The 14,981-nt window shown below is 62.7% G+C and carries 15 protein-coding genes; 7 read left to right on the top strand and 8 right to left on the bottom strand.

Features of this window, described 5'->3' with window-relative positions:
- Positions 1-9: 9 nt before the first annotated feature.
- Positions 10-1,356, top strand: a complete 1,347-nt coding sequence (locus tag ABEG21_RS06765; RefSeq protein ID WP_347556449.1) for an MFS transporter — start codon at positions 10-12, stop codon at positions 1,354-1,356.
- A gap of 202 nt (positions 1,357-1,558) precedes the next feature.
- Here the strand turns inward: ABEG21_RS06765 and ABEG21_RS06760 are convergent, their stop codons facing one another.
- Complete coding sequence (locus tag ABEG21_RS06760; RefSeq protein ID WP_347556448.1) at positions 1,559-2,797, bottom strand: acyl-CoA dehydrogenase family protein; 1,239 nt, start codon at positions 2,795-2,797, stop codon at positions 1,559-1,561.
- Between the two features lie 139 nt (positions 2,798-2,936).
- On the opposite strand from ABEG21_RS06760, the gene ABEG21_RS06755 reads away from it, so the two are divergent.
- Positions 2,937-3,881, top strand: coding sequence for a LysR family transcriptional regulator (locus ABEG21_RS06755; protein WP_347556447.1), 945 nt, complete (start codon positions 2,937-2,939; stop codon positions 3,879-3,881).
- Between the two features lie 58 nt (positions 3,882-3,939).
- On the opposite strand, the gene ABEG21_RS06750 is transcribed toward ABEG21_RS06755, so the two are convergent.
- Complete coding sequence (locus ABEG21_RS06750) at positions 3,940-4,716, bottom strand: class II aldolase/adducin family protein (RefSeq protein WP_347556446.1); 777 nt, start codon at positions 4,714-4,716, stop codon at positions 3,940-3,942.
- A 173-nt stretch (positions 4,717-4,889) separates the two neighbouring features.
- On the bottom strand, positions 4,890-5,885 hold the full coding sequence (locus tag ABEG21_RS06745) for a LysR family transcriptional regulator (RefSeq protein WP_347556445.1): 996 nt from the start codon (positions 5,883-5,885) through the stop codon (positions 4,890-4,892).
- A gap of 198 nt (positions 5,886-6,083) precedes the next feature.
- Between ABEG21_RS06745 and ABEG21_RS06740 the strand changes: the two genes are divergently transcribed.
- The 5 genes from ABEG21_RS06740 to ABEG21_RS06720 all read left to right on the top strand — a co-directional run bounded on the left by ABEG21_RS06740 (position 6,084) and on the right by ABEG21_RS06720 (position 10,626).
- Complete coding sequence (locus ABEG21_RS06740) at positions 6,084-7,112, top strand: PDR/VanB family oxidoreductase (RefSeq protein ID WP_347556444.1); 1,029 nt, start codon at positions 6,084-6,086, stop codon at positions 7,110-7,112.
- Between the two features lie 63 nt (positions 7,113-7,175).
- Positions 7,176-8,489, top strand: coding sequence for an aromatic ring-hydroxylating dioxygenase subunit alpha (locus tag ABEG21_RS06735; RefSeq protein ID WP_347556443.1), 1,314 nt, complete (start codon positions 7,176-7,178; stop codon positions 8,487-8,489).
- A gap of 20 nt (positions 8,490-8,509) precedes the next feature.
- Positions 8,510-9,007 carry an aromatic-ring-hydroxylating dioxygenase subunit beta gene (locus ABEG21_RS06730; protein ID WP_347556442.1) on the top strand — a complete coding sequence of 166 codons (498 nt, stop codon included), beginning with the start codon at positions 8,510-8,512 and terminating at the stop codon, positions 9,005-9,007.
- Positions 9,008-9,047: 40 nt separating this feature from the next.
- Positions 9,048-9,446: a tautomerase family protein gene (locus ABEG21_RS06725; RefSeq protein ID WP_347556441.1), complete on the top strand. Its 399-nt coding sequence runs from the start codon at positions 9,048-9,050 to the stop codon at positions 9,444-9,446.
- 46 nt (positions 9,447-9,492) lie between these two features.
- Positions 9,493-10,626 (top strand): amidase, encoded by a 1,134-nt coding sequence (locus ABEG21_RS06720; RefSeq protein WP_347556440.1) that lies wholly within the window; start codon positions 9,493-9,495, stop codon positions 10,624-10,626.
- Positions 10,627-10,665: 39 nt separating this feature from the next.
- Here the strand turns inward: ABEG21_RS06720 and ABEG21_RS06715 are convergent, their stop codons facing one another.
- The 5 genes from ABEG21_RS06715 to ABEG21_RS06695 all read right to left on the bottom strand — a co-directional run bounded on the left by ABEG21_RS06715 (position 10,666) and on the right by ABEG21_RS06695 (position 14,850).
- The gene (locus ABEG21_RS06715; protein WP_347556439.1) at positions 10,666-11,184 is read right to left on the bottom strand and encodes a flavin reductase; all 519 of its coding nucleotides are present in this window, start codon (positions 11,182-11,184) and stop codon (positions 10,666-10,668) included.
- 106 nt (positions 11,185-11,290) lie between these two features.
- Positions 11,291-12,457, bottom strand: a complete 1,167-nt coding sequence (locus ABEG21_RS06710; RefSeq protein WP_347556438.1) for an alpha-hydroxy acid oxidase — start codon at positions 12,455-12,457, stop codon at positions 11,291-11,293.
- Between the two features lie 21 nt (positions 12,458-12,478).
- The gene (locus ABEG21_RS06705; RefSeq protein WP_347556437.1) at positions 12,479-13,243 is read right to left on the bottom strand and encodes an SDR family oxidoreductase; all 765 of its coding nucleotides are present in this window, start codon (positions 13,241-13,243) and stop codon (positions 12,479-12,481) included.
- Complete coding sequence (locus tag ABEG21_RS06700) at positions 13,244-13,609, bottom strand: hypothetical protein (RefSeq protein ID WP_347556436.1); 366 nt, start codon at positions 13,607-13,609, stop codon at positions 13,244-13,246.
- A gap of 35 nt (positions 13,610-13,644) precedes the next feature.
- Positions 13,645-14,850: an acyl-CoA dehydrogenase family protein gene (locus ABEG21_RS06695; RefSeq protein ID WP_347556435.1), complete on the bottom strand. Its 1,206-nt coding sequence runs from the start codon at positions 14,848-14,850 to the stop codon at positions 13,645-13,647.
- Positions 14,851-14,981: the final 131 nt, after the last annotated feature.

Here is a 14,981-nt window from a genome sequence, read left to right as displayed (position 1 = left end):
GTTGGACAGATGGCACAAGCAAGAAAAAGCACGCCAGGGGCGTCCGCGGGTTCCGCAAGCAAATGGAATCTCGTCGTCGCACTGTGTTTCGGCGTCATCGTGACGGAAGGCTATGATTCCGCGGTCATGGGCGCGATCGTCCCGGCCTTGATGCATTACAGCGCCTGGCATCTGGGCCCCGCCGAGATTGGCGCCATGAGCAGTGCCGCCTTGTTCGGAACCCTCGTCGGCTGCTATCTGGTGAGCGTCATTGGCGACTTCATCGGGCGCAAGCCGCTGTTGATCGGCTGCGTCGCCCTCTTCTCCCTGTCGATGGTCGTCTCCGCGCTGGCGCCGAGCCCGCTGCTCTTCACCCTGGCACGCGGCATCGGTGGCCTGGGACTCGGCGGCGTCATCTCGGTCAATGCCGCGCTGACCGTCGAGTTCTCCGCGCCCGAGCGCAAGAACTTCAATTTTGCCTTGATGTACTCGGGGTATTTCGTCGGTGCGCTGGCGTCGGCGCTTGTCGCGCTGTTCTTCATGGAGCATTACACCTGGCGCATGGTGATCGCCGTGGGCGGTTTGCCGCTGCTCTATGTGCCGGTGCTGATGCGCCTTCTGCCCGAGTCGCCGTTGTATCTGGTCTCGCGCGGCCGCGTGGCCGAAGCGCGTCAGATCGCCACGCGCCATGGACTGTCGCTTGCGACGTTGGTCGAATCGAATCATGCCGAGACCAGCAAGCCCTCGATCGCCCGACTGTTTCGCGAGATTTTCCTGTCCGGCAATTTCTTTGCGACGACTTCGTTCTGGATCGCGCAAATCGCTGCCGTGCTGAATCTCTACGGCATCGGCACCTGGCTGCCGCAGATCATGCGTCAGATGGGCTATAACCTGGGTTCCAGCCTCGCCTTCCTGGCGACCTTCATGCTCGGCTCCGGAATCGGCGGCATTCTGATCGGTCGCTACGCAGACCGGTTCGGGCCGCGCAAATCGGTGTTGCTGACCTATACGTTCGGCGCCATCTGCCTGATCGCCCTCTCGGTGAAAAGCAGCCTGGTCGTCACGTACTGCCTGATCGCGCTCGCCGGTCTAGGCACCGGCGGTGTCGCGATGGTGCAGCTCGGCCTGATCGCGAATTACTATGCGCCGCATGCGCGCGGCACGGCCACCGGCTGGGCGGCAGGCGTCGGCCGTTTCGGCGCGATGGCCGGACCGCTGGTCGGCGGCTTCATCCTGCACGAGCAGATCGCCGTCGCGTGGAACTTCTATATCTTCGCCGCCGCCGCGATCTGCGCCGGCATCGCCACCTCGATCGTTCCCCCGCGCAAGGCAAACGCCGAAGAAGCAGCGGCCGTCGCCGAGATGCAACGCGGTTGATGTCGATGGCCCAGACGTAGGACGGGCGTCACGATCGACGTGATGTTCGACGCCGCAGCCCGCATCGGCGCTGCGGCGTGCTGTTCAACGCAAACAAAAAAGGCGGCACACGCGAATCTCGCGGTGCCGCCTTTCTTACGTCTGCTGCCTGCTCGCCTCTCACCGCGGCAGCCACGCTTCGGCGGCCGCGGTATTCGACGCATCACGGATAAGGCATGCTCGGCGTCAAACCGACGAACATCGATCCTGCCCCTTCATACACGGCTTCGTTCAGGAAGGCGTGCTGTGTAACCACCATCGCGTCACGGACCATCTTCTGCAGCGGATGCTTCCGATAGATCGCGGCGATGCCGCCCAGGCGATGCACTTCCTGCACGATATCGGCACACGTACGCGCCGCATGAACCGCGCTCAGACGCAGCAGATTGGCCTGCTCGGGCGAGACCGGGTCACCGGCTTGAATCGTGGTCCATGCCGCTTCCGCCGCGCCGTAGAAGAACGCACGCGCGCTATGCCATTGCGCCTCGGCCTTGGCCAATGCGCTGCGGTAGTAGGTCCGATCCGCCAGGCGCGGTGCGCCGGTCGTAGTCTTCGTCACGCCCGACATCTCGATCAGCTTATCCAACGCTGCCCGCGCGATACCGACGTTACACGCGGCATGCACCTGCGCCTGATACGCCACGGCCGGATAGCGATACAGCGGCTCGTCGATCTGCGCCGCCGTCCCGCGCGTGAACGTCCAAGGATCGGTGACGACCTGCCCCGTCGCCTTCAGATCGTGGCTGCCGGTGCCTTCCATGCCGAAGACGTCCCAGTTGTCGACGATCTCCAGCGTACCGGCACGAAACACCGCCGTCAGCGGCTTGCCCGCCGCCGCGCCGCTGCCAGTGGCCGCCGTCCCGCCGATACCGACGCCGTGCCAGTCCGCGCCCTTGCAGCCGCTGGCGAAATGCCATTGCCCGCTAACCTGCCAGCCCCCCTCGACGCGTTCCGCCGGTTGCAACGGATACAGTCCGCCCGCAAACACCTGATCGGGGCCGCCCTTATAGATCTCCGCCTGCGTTTCCAGTGGCAGGGCCGCGAGGTAGACGTTCGCCGAACCGAATGCCGCGACCCACGCCGTCGAACCGTCGACGATCGCGATCTGCTCCAGCACGCGCAGGAAATCGGCCGGCGCCTTCGCATCGCCGCCGAAGCGCTTCGGCGTGCTCGCGCGATAGATGCCTGCCCGCTTCATCTGCAACACCATATCGCGCGGCACGTACCCTTGCGCGTCAAACGCGTCGCGGCGTGCACGCACCATCTCCAGCAAGTCGGCCAGCGGCAGTGCGCCAAGCGTGGCGATGGCATCGCCGGGATGCGCGGCATCGCCGATGCCTGCCGTCTGCCCATCGCCCGGCGCCGTCACCGTGTTCTCCTGGTATCGCTCGTTTGCGCTCATCGTGATTTACTCGTTCTAGGGGGTCAAAACACGGTGGAGGACGCGCATCGCAGTCGGGTTCCGGCACCGTGGCGGTTACATTGGATTAAAGATAGAATCAGGCGGAGCATGCGTCAAATTCACACCAATAATGAAAACCATGAAGCTGAATCATCCCTCTTTCCACGAGATACCCGACCTGAATCTGCTGCGGGTATTTCTGACGATTTGGGATACCGGCAACCTGACGCTTGCCGGCGAACGGCTCGGTCTGACGCAATCGGCGGTCAGTCACGCGCTGCGCCGACTACGCACCTTGTTCGACGACCCGCTGTTCGTGCGCGCGCCCTCCGGCTCCGCCCATGCGATGGTTCCCACCGCGGCGGCCAAGCGGCTCCACGACCCGGTGGAAGCGGCGTTTTCTTTGATCGATCGTGCATTGCAGGAACACGGCGACTTCGACCCGCAACGCGTGCAGCGCGTGTTCCGGCTGTCGATGTCGGATATGTCTGCCTACTACCTGCTGCCGGCGCTGCTGGCCGTGCTGGAAAAAGAAGCGCCCGGCGTGCGGCTGGATGTGACGCAGTTATCGGTCGAATCGCTCGCGATGGCGATGCGCGGGGGCGAAATCGATATTGCGCTGGGCTATCTGCCCGGCTTGCACGAGGAATGTCTGCGAGATGTGTTGTTTGCCGACGAATTCGTCTGTCTGGTGCGCCGCGACCATCCGGTACAAGCGGAGGATCCCGGCGTCGATGTGTTGAATCGGCTGCACTTTCTGTATGCCAGCAGCAATACGACCGGCCACTATCTGGCCGAGCGCATGCTGACGGAACACGGACTGGACCGTAACTTCGTCGTGCGACTGCCGCACTTCACCGTCGCCCCCGAAGTGATCCGCAATACGAATCTGGCGGTCATCTTTCCGCGTAGCGTCGCGCAGCGTTTCAACCACAACGGCGATTTCCGGCTACTGACCTTGCCCTTCATACTGCCCAGCATCGATGTCCAGTTGTACCGACATGAGCGATTCACCCGGGATACCGGCATTACCTGGCTCTACGACCAGATCAGGACACTGCTGACGCCGCCGCTCGCCGCGTGATCCGACCTGACGCGTGCGATGCAGGAGCCGGTGTATGGCATCCTGCAGGACATGTCATTTACTGGCGATAGCTGGTATCGGTGCGATCCAGACGACGGATCAAGGCATCGAGCACCTGATCGCCGCCGCGGAAGCGCGGATCGTATTGCAACGCGTCCTTCGTCGATTGCGCGCTGATCTCGCGCGCGACCGGCACGATATTGCCGCGCATCGAATGCGTCGCCACTTGAATCTCACACGCCCGGTTCAGCGTCCAGATCAACACGAAAGCATGGCCCAGCGTCGCGCCGTGCGACAGCAACCCATGGTTGCGCAGAATCATCAGATTCTTGTTGCTCAACGATTCGACCATCCGCGTTTTCTCACCGTCGTGCACCGTCGTGCCTTCGAACGTGTGATACGCAATCTTGTCGTGCAGTTGCGACGAGTAGATATTGTGGTCGACCAGCCCCTCTTCCATGCAGGCCACCGCCACGCTTTCCGTCGTGTGGATATGCATGACGCAATGCGCGTCGGGCACCGATTCATGCACCGCGCTGTGAATCGTCAGACCCGCCGGATTCACCGGATAGGCGCTGTCGCTCAGGATATTGCCCTTCAGATCGATCTTGACCAAATTCGATGCGGTGATTTCGTCGTAGGCCAGACCGAAGGGATTGATCAACAACTGGTCACGTTCGCCGGGCACCCGCAGCGTGATGTGATTGAAGATCAGCTCGTGCCAGCCGATCATGAAGAAGACCCGATACGTGGCGGCAAGCCGGAGCCGCGCCTCCCATTCCGCCGGGCTACAGTCGATCGGCGGCGTCATAGCGCTGTCTTGGTCGCGTTGCATGGGGACGACTCCTATAATTAGATTCTGAATTCAGTTTACAAAGACGCAATGGTACGCGCTTTAACCGCAGCGTAGGACGATCCGCGGCCGGCGACAAATCGATCAAATATCGGACAGTGTATAAACGACCTAAATGAATCGCCGTTAGGGCCCCGCCGCGCGGCCCGCCCGCCTCAGACGATCGCCGGCCCGACGACCTCGGTGATCAGTTCGCGCAGCCAGGTATTGCCATCGTCGGAGGCAAAGTGGGCATGCCAATGCAGCGTGACCTGCACGGCCGGCAAGGGTACGGGCAGATCGAATATATCGAATGCGCCGGTGCGCTGGAAAATCTGCGCCAGGCGTCGCGGAATCGTCGCGAGATGATCGGTGACCGCGAGAACCGAGGGCAAGGAGGCAAAATGCGACAGATCGAGCGCGACATTGCGCGTCACGCGCCGTGTCCGTAGCGCATCGTCGATGCCGACGTGACTATGTTCCAGCGAGTTCACGCGGACATGCGTGGCACGCAGATAGTCGGCCAAGGGAATGGTGCCGATACTGCTCGTCGCCGCGGATTCGCCCTCAGCGGCGGCTGACGCAAGGGCACTCGCGCCTTTTCCCGTTTTTGCTGACGCGCTGCCACCGGGGCGCTTCGCGCGGCACATGCAGACATAGTCTTCCTCGAACAGCACCGTGCTTTCCGTCTGCATCAGCAATTCTGGCAGATGGCCGATCGCGCAATCCAGCCGACTGCTGCGCAGCCGCTCGCCAATCAAGGCGATCGGTGTCGGCACCACCTGAATGGCAACGTGCGGCGCCCGCTCCTGCAGTGCCTCGCACAGGCGCGGCAGATAGCCGAGTTCACCGGCATCGGACAGCGACAGGCGAAACGTCCGGTTGCTCGTCATCGGATCGAAGCGTTCCGCGTAGCGAAATGCCTCGCGCACCGTATCCAGCGCCCGCGTCACGATGACCGAGACCTCCAGCGCCGTCGGCGTGGGCTGCATGCTGCTGCGCGTTCGGATAAACAGCGGGTCGTCGAACAACGTGCGCAGGCGACCGAGCGAATAGCTGATTGCCGGCTGCGATAAACCCAGCCGCTGGCCGGCCCGCGTCAGGCTCCCTTCTTCGATGATGGCCTGAAACACACGCAGCAAATTCAAATCGACGTGATCAATGGCATTCATGGCGGAATCGGGTCCTTGCGCTGCGGCGCGTCACGGGCGCCCGTCCCGGCGCGCCATTACGAATCGTGGGGCGGATCATAGGGTCAAATATAAGCCAAATTTATTTACCTATCCATTTTTTATAGATTTGACCGATTTGTCAAACCTTCCTACTCTCTGTTCTCAAGCAGTCTCGCGATACAGCGAAGGAAGCAGATAATGACATCCCCCACCCCGCATTCCACCGATTCGCTGCCCTCGGCGACGACCAAAGTGGCCGCCCGCGTTGCGGTGCGCGTCGATCGCGTCATCGACGAAACCGACGACGTCCGCGTCTTCCATGTGAGTCGCATAGACGGTAGCGCGTTCGACGCCTATGAGCCGGGCGCGCATATCGATGTTGTGCTCCCGGACGCGCCGATACGGCAATACTCGCTGTGCGGGCAGCCGGCAAACCAGCAGGAACTCTGTTTTGCGGTGAAACGCGAAGCGCAATCGCGTGGCGGCTCGCGCGCCATTCATGAACGGATCAGCGTCGGCAGTCAGATCGATATCAGCATTCCGCGCAATCTGTTTCGTCTGAGCGCCGGCACGCGCGAACACGTGCTGATTGCCGCCGGCATCGGCATCACACCCTTGCTCAGCATGGCGCATCATCTGCTGACGCTGCCCGATACGACATTCACGCTGCATTACTTCATCCGCTCGCACAGCGAAGCCGCCTTCCTCGCGCTCCTCGCCACCGAGCCGTTCGCCGCGCATGTCGTGCTCCATCCGGGCGTCACGCGGGACACATTGGATGACGAACTGAGCACGATTTTCGCGGCCGCCGGCCCGAATGCGCATGCCTACACATGCGGCCCCGGCCCCTTCATGGAGCGCGTCGTCGCCGTCGGCGAACGCACGCATCCGGCCGACAACCTGCACTTGGAACGCTTTAGCGCGGAGCCCTTGCCGGCCAACGCCGACGCCCCTGCCGCCGGCGCATTCGACGTCGTATTGGCCGGTAGCGGTCAGCGCGTCACGGTAGGCCCCGACAGCACGATCGTCGAAGCGCTGGCCGGCATCGGCATCGAGATCGACACGTCGTGCGGCGAAGGCATTTGCGGCACGTGCATCGTCGATGTCGTGGATGGCACACCCGATCACCGCGACCACTGCCTCAGTAAAGCGGAACGCGCCGCCAATAAAACCATCTGTTGTTGTGTCTCGCGTGCCACGACGGCCGTGATCACGCTGGATATTTGAGCTTTGCACAGCGAGTAGGACCTCCCCCCACAGCGGTGCTTTTTTTAATCCGAGACTGACATAATGAGCGATTCGTCCCTCCACATCATCGACTGCTCGGCGCTGAAGGATCGCGGCGCCCTGCACGCGCGCGCCGAATCCGACCGCATCGCGCCGTCGATGTACTACGACCCCGCCTTGTTCGAAGCGGAAATCGAAAACATTTTCTACAAGACGTGGATCTGGGTCGCGCATGAAAGCGAGATCCCGAACGTCGGGGATTTCAGGACGACGACGATCGGCCGGCAGCCGGTGATCGTCGTGCGCGACAAAACCGGTCAGGTTCGCGTACTGCAAAACCGCTGCCGCCATCGTGCCGCCACGGTCTGCGAGCAACACAAGGGCAATGCCAAGGGCTTCACCTGCCCGTACCACAGCTGGACCTATGGCCTGGACGGCGCCCTGCGCGCACTGCCCTATGGCGACGGTTATGAAGGCGTGATCGAAAAAGGCGAATTGCCGCTGGTCAGTCTGCGCGTCGGCATCTATGGCGGCCTGATCTTTGCAAGCTTCAATCAAGAGATCGAACCTCTGGAAGACTTCCTCGGCGGCGCCAAGCAATGGATCGACCTGTTCATGAAGCAGGGCGCCGGCTATCCGGTGATGGCCAATGGCGAACACAAGTTCAAGTTCAAGGGCAATTGGAAGATCCAGCTCGAAAACACCACGGACTTGTACCACTTCCCGGTCGTACACAAATCCTGGTTGAAGTCGATCGATGAGGAAACCGAGAAGATCGTCACCAGCTTCATGACCGACGACGGCGCGTTTTGCCGCGGCCTGGGCAATGGTCACAGCCTGGCCGTGTTGATGCCGAACCTCGTCGATCTGGACAAGGACGACGGTGCACCGCTGCCGGAACGCTTCAATCCGCTGATCGAGAAACTGTCGGCCAAGCACGCGCCGGACCAAGTTCGACGCATCGTACGTTCGCTGCTGGGCGTCGGCTTCAATCTGAACCTGTTCCCGAATCTGGCGTTGTCGATGGCCTTTTTCCGGGTGCTGCGTCCCATCTCGGCCGAGGAAACGGAGATCCGTCACGTCGCGCTCGGCATGCAAGGCGGCCCCGACGAAGCGAATCAGGAACGGCTGCGGATTCACGAGCACTTCCAAGGTCCGTTCGGCTTCGGCAGTCCGGACGATGCGGAGGCGTGGGAGCGCGTGCAACGCGGCTCGCACGCGGGCCCGGATGTGCCAATCCTCGTCAATCGCGGTTTGAATCGCGAATCGACCGCCGAAAACGGCGAAACCACGGCGCACTCGACCGATGAAACCGGCATGCGCGAAGCGTACAAGATGTGGCGCAAGATGATGGAAGCCGGCGAGGGACAAGCCTAAAAATGAGCAACGATACGACCATGACTGCTACCTCCCCCGCTTTTGCCGCTGCCATCGAATTGATCTGGCGTGAAGCCGAACTGCTCGATCGGAAGGACTACAGCACCTGGCTCACGCTGTGGACCGACTCCGGTCATTACACGGTACCGATCGATCAGCAAACGACGGACTTCGCCAGCACGCTGAACTATGTCTACGACGATCACGTGATGCGCGGCCTGCGGGTCGAACGGATGACCTGCGGCTTTTCCGCCTCGGCAACCGATGCGGCGCGAACCGTGCGATCGGTATCGCGCTTCACGAAAGCCGGCGAACCCGATGCCGACAACATCATCGAAGTGCGCTCCTCGCAGATCGTCGCCGCCTGCAAGCGCGGGACGACGACGATGTTCGCCGCCGACCTGACGCACCGCATCGCATTGGGCACCACGCCGGGGGCGGAGGCGAAGATCATCGACAAGGTAATTCGCCTGGTCGACTCGGAAGAAGCGCTGAACGCCATCGGTTTCCTGCTTTGATGGCGGCGCGTCTTGACGACTTCGTCATCGGGAGCGATTGATGCCGACATTGCAGATTCATCTTGCCCGCGGCCATCTTCCCGATGAGAAGGCCGCCTTGATCGCGGCACTGACGCGCGCGACCGTCGACGCATTGACGGTCCCCGCGGAATCGGTGCGGATCATGATCGAGGACTATGCCGAAATCGATCACGGCGCGGCGGGAGAAACCGTCGCCGCCGTGCCGGCCTCTCGCGCCGATGCGCCCTCGCCGATCGTCTTCGCCTTGTTGATCGCCGGGCGTACCGAGGCGCAAAAGGCCGCACTGATCTCCCAGGTCGACGATGCGTGCAAGGCCGTGCTGGGCGGGACGCGCGAGCCGAGCCGCATCTTCATCAAAGACATCCCGAATACCGATTTCGGGCTGGCCGGACAGACCGCAAAGTCGCTCGGGCGGTAACGAGCGACAGCCCCCGCGCCTCGGCGCGCTTTTGTGGAGCGATGTTATGAATGAACTGCTTGCAACCTTCTCGATCGCGCCGGACCAGCCGAACGGCCTGACCATCGTTCTGAAGGACACGATCGATATCGAAGGCATGCGTACCGTCGCTGGCAGTCGTGCTCTTGCCGAGATCGCGCCCGCCACGCGTAACGCCGATGTCGTGACACGTCTGCTTGCAAACGGCTGGACCATTACCGGCAAAGCGAATATGCATGAGCTGGCTTTCGGCATGACGGGCATCAATGCCTATACCGGCACGGCGACCAATCCCCAAGATCCGACACGGGTACCCGGCGGGTCGTCCAGCGGCAGCGCCGCCGCCGTGGGTGCCGGCCTGGCCGATGCCTCGCTCGGGACCGATACCGGCGGCTCCGTGCGGGGACCCGCCGCCTGTTGCGGCGTCATCGGCCTGAAGCCGACATTTGGCCGCGTCAGCCGCGTCGGCGTGGCGCCGGACTATACGACGCTCGATTGCGTCGGCCCGTTCGCACGCGATATGGATGTCCTCGATCGCGTCATGCAGGCGCTGGTCGACGACTTCGATCTGGACAGCGTCACCCGCGCGGACGGACGTTATCGGTTGGCGGTCCTGCAGCCGACGTGCGACCCCGTCATCGCGGCAGGGGTGGCCGCGGCAATCGCCGCGAGCGGACTGGACAGTACCGTCGTCGAATTGCCCGATATGCAGGCCGCCTTCGACGCGGGGCTGACGATCATCAATGCCGAAACCGCGCAGGCATTCGGACACCTGACCGATCGCGGCGTGTTGCAGCCGGATCTGGAAGCACGGCTCGCGAACGCCAAGCGCACGACGGAAGAAGCGATCGCACGGGCCGAAGCGGTCCGTAGCCGCTTTACGCAAGCGGTGGATGCCATTCTCGAGCAGGCCGACGTATTGGTGATGCCGACAATGCCGGAATTGCCGATCACGATCGAACAAGCGTTGGCAGGCGTCTCCGTCATCAATGTTTCGGCGCTGATTCGTCCCTTCAATCTCAGCGGCCATCCGGCCCTCAGTCTACCGGTGCCGCTGCCAGGCCTGACGATCAAAGGCGGATTGCAGATCATCGGCCGACATGGCGCGGACGAAATGGTCTGCGCGGTGGCGCGCGTCTTCGAGACCGCATTGAAGGCGTAGTAAAAAAACAAGCCGTTCCACCGGAACGGCTTGTTCGCTTTACGCGCGTACGGCAGCCGCGACGCTGGCCAAGGGATGAAACGCGCGAGCGAAATAGACCAGGCCACCACGATCGGGCCGCAACGTGATCTGTTCCACGCGCACAAAAAAGACCGAGTGCGTCCCGACGCGCTTGCAGTCGTCGACCACGCCTTCGAGCGATGCCAAGGCATTGGACAGCACCGGCACCCCTGTCACCCCCGGCTCCCATGCCGCCTTCGCGAAGCGTTCCTCGATCGTGCCCCCCTCGGCGCCGGCAAATATCATGGCCGTCGGCTGACACGCACTCGACAGCATATTGATGGCGAGGCGCCCGTTGCGCGTCAGCACATCGTGCGCACGCGCCTGCTGGTTGACGCACATCAAGATCGTCGGCGGCGTATCCGTCACCGAACACACCGCGCTCGCGGTGATGCCGCACAGACCCGCCTCGCCATCGCTGGTAATCACGTTGACGCCGGCTGGCAGTGACGCCATGGCGTCTCGAAATTGCAGCCGTAAGGCCTCCGAATCACTCATATATCCTCTTTTCCCTTTCGCGCCTTGCCGAATGTCAGCGAATCGGCCACGTTCCCCTACGATACTTTTCCACCCACGCGCCGTCAAACAAGCGCCATTCATGCGCCTATCTCGCGGCGCTCATCTCGGCAACGCTGCGACAACCCAGCAAGGCCATCGTTCTGACGAACTCCTCGCGCAAGATCGCGAGCGCACGGGAAGCACCCGCCTCGCCACCGGCCCCCAGGCCATACAAGGTCGCGCGTCCGGTCATGACGGCGTCGGCGCCGCGCGCCACCGCTTGCGCGATATCGCTGCCGCGGCGGATGCCGCCATCCACCAACAGCACGACCCGACCGTTGCAGCGTGCCGCCGCCGCGGGCACCTGATCCAGCGGTGCCGGCGCCAGATCCAGCTGCCGGCCGCCATGATTCGACAAGACGATGCCGTCGGCGCCACAGTCGATGGCCCGTTGCACGTCCTCGATCGCCAACACGCCTTTTACGATCAATTTGCGAGGCCAACGCGCACGCAACCAGCGCAGATCGTCCCAACTCAGCGTGGCGTCCATTTGCTCGCGCAGCCAGCCCGCCATCTTCGGCGCACTGAGCGTGCGGCCGAGATAGTGTTCGACGTTGACGAAGCGCGGGCCCTTGCCATTACGGTAGATATCGGCCAGCCATCGCGGGTGACCCAGGATGTCCCATTTGCTGCGCCAGTCCAATTCCGCCGGGCGACGGTAATGTCGCTTCTCCCAAGGACGATTGCCATACACGGCACCGTCGACGGTGACGACGAGTGCCGCGCATTCGGCTTTCAGCGCACGCGCAAGCAGGTCCTCCGTGAACGCACGATCGCGCAGGACATACAGTTGCATCCAGTGCGGCGTGCGCAGATCCGTCGCCACGTCCTCGAGCAAGGACATCGACACCATGCTTTGTGTGAACGGCACCCCAGCGGACGAGGCGGCACGCGCCAGTTGCCGATCGCCCTCGAAGCAGACGTAACCGTTCAAGCCGGTTGGCGCGATGACCAAGGGGAACGGCAACGGGGTATCCCACAAAGCGGTGCCGGGATCCGGCGCCGACACGTCCACCAGCATCCGAGGCAGCAAGGTCGCCGTCGCAAATGCCTCGACATTGCGCCGCAGCGCCGTTTCCGCATCGGCGCCCCCTTCGATGTATTCGGTGACGAAAGCCGGCAGGCGCCGGTGCATCTGCCGACGCAAATCGTCGATCCCGACGGCCGAAGCGGCGCGTCCGGTCGGCGCAAGAAGCCGAGAAGAAGGCCACATACCGTTTCCTCGCGCTGCTTATCAGCGCATGAACAAGCCGCCGTTGATATCCCAGCAGGCGCCGGTCGCGAAAAAAGCATTTTCGGCGGCGAGCATGACCGCCACGTCGGCAATATACGCCGGACCGCCGAGACGGCCGGCCGGGATATTCGCAATCACCTGCTGCAACCGTTCCGCCGGCACGCTTTGATGCACGATCGGCAAATCGAGCGGACCTGGCGAAATCGCGTTGACGGTCACGCCGGACGCAGCCAGATCGCGGGCGAATACTTTCGTCAGCGTCAACACGCCGCCCTTCGCCGCCGCATAATGCGCGCCCGTCGCCGACCCGCCGTTCTGGCCGGCAAGCGACGCGATATTGACGATGCGTCCGGTCTTCCCGGTAGCGAAATGCGCACCGAATACCTGGCAACCGAAGAACACGCTGCGCAGATTCACATTCATCACCAGATCGAACTGATCCGGCGTGATGTCCATGACCGGAACGACCTTGGTGGTACTGGCATTGTTGACGAGCGCATCGATGCGCCCCCAGCGCGCCAGCATCGTATCGCGCGCATCTTCGAACGCTGTCTTCTGGGTGACGTCCAATGCGAACGCCATGGCACTGCTGCCATCGGCACTCAAATCGGCGGCCACGCCGCTCGCTTCGTCGATTGCGATATCGCCGATCGCGACGCGATACCCGGCCCGATGAAACGTCCGCGCGATCACTTCACCGAGCCCGCGCGCGCCACCGGTGACGAGCACCACGCGAGCGGCTTGCCCTTCCATTTTTCCGTCCATTTATTGCGCGTCCTGCGGCACGGCCAGCGCGCGCCCGACACGCGCCTCGATCTTGCCGTAGCGCCACAGATTATGTTCACCCACCGGCGTCGTGCGATACAAATTACATACGGCGGTGACGGTCTCGAAATCCTTCACGTCGGCCATGATGTAGAAGGTCCAGTGATTGCCGTCACCGTTCCCGACGACCAGACGGTCGTCATCCATGATGCCCAGCACGGACACCCCTTCCATCTGCTCGACCGACTTCAGCATCTGCCCATAGGCGCGCCAGACGGTACTGATCTGATCCCGCGGCAAGTCGAAGAAATTCTGCGTCACGCTGCAACAAAACAGCACGCGCAGCGGGGTAGCGGTATCGCTCATGGCGGTTCCTTCCTTTTTTTGAGAATGACTGAAAGTCAGATATAGCCGGGGAATGGCGTCGCGCCCACGTACACCGAGCCGGCGCCATCGTAGATGCCCTCGCCGAGAAAGGCGTGTTGCGTCACGACCATTGCATCGCGCATCAATTGCTGCAGCCGATGCGCGCTGTAGATCGACGCGATGCCGCCCAAGCGATACGCGGCCTGCACCACATCGGCGCCCGCGAAAGCGGCTTCGGCTGCTGTCAGACGCAAGGCACTGACCTGATCCGGCGTCGGTTGATCCCCCCGCATGATAGCGTCCCAGACCGTTTCGGTGGTGTCGTAGAAAAAGGCCTGTACGCCGCGCAAACGCGCTTCGGCCTTGCTCAAGGCGATGCGGAAATACGCCCGATCGGCAAGCTGCGGCGCCCCGGTCGTCGTCTTGCGTCCGCCCGACATCTGATTGACGGTATCGAGCGCGGCGCGGGCAAGCCCCAGATTGACCACGGCCAGCACTTGCGCGGCATAGGCAATCGTCGGATAGCGATACAAGGGCTCGTCCACCTGCGTCTGCCCGCCCCGCGTAAACGTCCATTCCTCGGGCACGAACACATTGTCGACGCGGAGGTCGTGGCTGCCCGTTCCCTGCATGCCGACGACATCCCAATTTTCGACGATCTCCACCTGCGACGGCGGCAGAATCGCCATGCGCGGCTTCGTGCCGGGCGCACCGCCGATACCGACGCCGAGCCAGTCCGCGCCCTTGCACCCGCTGGCGAAACGCCACCGTCCGCTGACGCGATAGCCGCCCGCTTCCACACTGGCCGGCTGCACGGGAAAGAGCCCTCCGGCGAAGGCCTGATCCGGTCCGCTCGCATACAGTATCGCCTGGCTCGCCAGCGGTAACGCCGCCAGATACACGTTGGCCGAGCCGAAGCTGGCGACCCAGGCAGCGGAACCGTCGACTTCGGCGATACGCTCAATCATCCGCAGAAACTGCGCCGGCGGCATCGGCGTCCCGCCAAAACATTTCGGCGTGGCCGCACGGTAGAGATGGGCACGTTTGAACAGCGCGATCACATCGCGCGGCACATGCTTCAATTGCGTGAACGTATCGCGCCGGCGCGCGATCTCTTCGCAGACGCTGTCCAGCGACAGGGGCACATCGGTCGGGAGCACCACTTCGGAAAAATTGGACACATCGCACACATCGGACGCAGCGGGCGCCTCGGCCGACTGAATGACCGCATCGGATGTCATAACTAAGCCTCGCATCGTAATGATGCGTTGCATCATCGTTTTCAATCGAAAAAAAGAAGACGCAACGCGATAACTCCGAGTGTAGAAATGCCATAAATCCGGAACAATTGGGACTGTGCTGCGCGCGGTAA

The sequence above is a fragment of the Robbsia sp. KACC 23696 genome (assembly GCF_039852015.1).
In the GTDB taxonomy this organism is placed as follows: Bacteria; Pseudomonadota; Gammaproteobacteria; order Burkholderiales; family Burkholderiaceae; genus Robbsia.
This window is presented reverse-complemented; position numbering and strand designations above follow the sequence as displayed.

What these genes read in the sequence shown, in the direction of transcription:
- ABEG21_RS06740 (WP_347556444.1), top strand. Translation starts at nt 6,084, where the DNA reads ATGACATCCCCCACCCCGCATTCCACCGATTCGCTGCCCTCGGCGACG.
- ABEG21_RS06705 (WP_347556437.1), bottom strand. Translation starts at nt 13,243, where the DNA reads ATGGACGGAAAAATGGAAGGGCAAGCCGCTCGCGTGGTGCTCGTCACC.
- ABEG21_RS06755 (WP_347556447.1), top strand. Translation starts at nt 2,937, where the DNA reads ATGAAGCTGAATCATCCCTCTTTCCACGAGATACCCGACCTGAATCTG.
- ABEG21_RS06735 (WP_347556443.1), top strand. Translation starts at nt 7,176, where the DNA reads ATGAGCGATTCGTCCCTCCACATCATCGACTGCTCGGCGCTGAAGGAT.
- ABEG21_RS06710 (WP_347556438.1), bottom strand. Translation starts at nt 12,457, where the DNA reads ATGTGGCCTTCTTCTCGGCTTCTTGCGCCGACCGGACGCGCCGCTTCG.
- ABEG21_RS06765 (WP_347556449.1), top strand. Translation starts at nt 10, where the DNA reads ATGGCACAAGCAAGAAAAAGCACGCCAGGGGCGTCCGCGGGTTCCGCA.
- ABEG21_RS06745 (WP_347556445.1), bottom strand. Translation starts at nt 5,885, where the DNA reads ATGAATGCCATTGATCACGTCGATTTGAATTTGCTGCGTGTGTTTCAG.
- ABEG21_RS06715 (WP_347556439.1), bottom strand. Translation starts at nt 11,184, where the DNA reads ATGAGTGATTCGGAGGCCTTACGGCTGCAATTTCGAGACGCCATGGCG.
- ABEG21_RS06695 (WP_347556435.1), bottom strand. Translation starts at nt 14,850, where the DNA reads ATGACATCCGATGCGGTCATTCAGTCGGCCGAGGCGCCCGCTGCGTCC.
- ABEG21_RS06725 (WP_347556441.1), top strand. Translation starts at nt 9,048, where the DNA reads ATGCCGACATTGCAGATTCATCTTGCCCGCGGCCATCTTCCCGATGAG.
- ABEG21_RS06750 (WP_347556446.1), bottom strand. Translation starts at nt 4,716, where the DNA reads ATGCAACGCGACCAAGACAGCGCTATGACGCCGCCGATCGACTGTAGC.
- ABEG21_RS06760 (WP_347556448.1), bottom strand. Translation starts at nt 2,797, where the DNA reads ATGAGCGCAAACGAGCGATACCAGGAGAACACGGTGACGGCGCCGGGC.
- ABEG21_RS06730 (WP_347556442.1), top strand. Translation starts at nt 8,510, where the DNA reads ATGACTGCTACCTCCCCCGCTTTTGCCGCTGCCATCGAATTGATCTGG.
- ABEG21_RS06720 (WP_347556440.1), top strand. Translation starts at nt 9,493, where the DNA reads ATGAATGAACTGCTTGCAACCTTCTCGATCGCGCCGGACCAGCCGAAC.
- ABEG21_RS06700 (WP_347556436.1), bottom strand. Translation starts at nt 13,609, where the DNA reads ATGAGCGATACCGCTACCCCGCTGCGCGTGCTGTTTTGTTGCAGCGTG.